This is a genomic window from Streptomyces sp. DH12, assembly GCF_020873895.1.
Lineage (GTDB): Bacteria > Actinomycetota > Actinomycetes > Streptomycetales > Streptomycetaceae > Streptomyces.
Genome location: NZ_JAHWGT010000262.1, coordinates 1 through 733 on the forward strand (window position 1 = coordinate 1; position 733 = coordinate 733).

Annotated in this window: 1 protein-coding gene; it reads right to left on the minus strand. The window is 73.0% G+C overall.

Annotation, left to right across the window (positions count from 1 at the left end; genetic code table 11):
* Positions 1-178 precede the first annotated feature (178 nt).
* A complete protein-coding gene (locus tag LPA54_RS33915) occupies positions 179-727 on the minus strand; it encodes an RNA 2'-phosphotransferase (protein WP_093764239.1) in 549 nt (182 codons plus the stop codon).
* Positions 728-733 lie beyond the last annotated feature (6 nt).

A 733-nucleotide genomic window follows, 5' to 3' on the forward strand; every position in this document is an offset into this window, starting at 1 on the left:
CGCCCGTGCGGGCCAGGACCAGCTCCAGGCGCTTGCGGTCGACGGCCGGCTTCTTCGTCCCGGCCGGTGTGGTCGCGACGCGGACGGTGGCGATCAGCTTGGCCGTGCCGGAGCGGGTGTCGAGCGCGGTGACGGCGGCCTCGGTGGTGGGCAGATGCTCCATGCCGTCGATCATGGCCTACCGGCCCTCGCCGAAGCGCAGATACCGGCTGGGAACGGCCTCGGTCAGCCAGACGCCGTTGGCGCTGACGTGGAAGACATGGCCGTCGCGGTGCATGGCGCCCGCGTCGACCGACAGCACCACCGGCCGTCCCCGGCGGGCGCCGACACGGGTGGCGGTCTCGCGGTCGGCGGACAGATGCACGGCATGCCGGTTCATGGGCCGCAGGCCCTCGGCCCGGATCGCCTCCAGGTTCCGGGCGACGGTGCCGTGGTACAGCCAGGCCGGGGGCACGGCGGTCGGGAGCTGGAGGTCCACGGGGATGGTGTGCCCCTGGCTGGCGCGGATCCGGGTGCCTTCCACGGCGAAGCGCCGCTTGTCGTTGGCGGCGACGACATGGTCCAGCTCCTCCCGGGTGAAGGGGAAGCCGTGGTCCGCCGCCGCGGCGATCAGCGCGTCGATCTCGACCCAGCCGGCCGCGTCGGGGGTCAGCCCGATCCGCTCGGGCCGGTGGCGCAGGTGCTTCGCGAGGTATTTCGACACCCGCACGGTACGTCTCTCGTCCATCTGTTC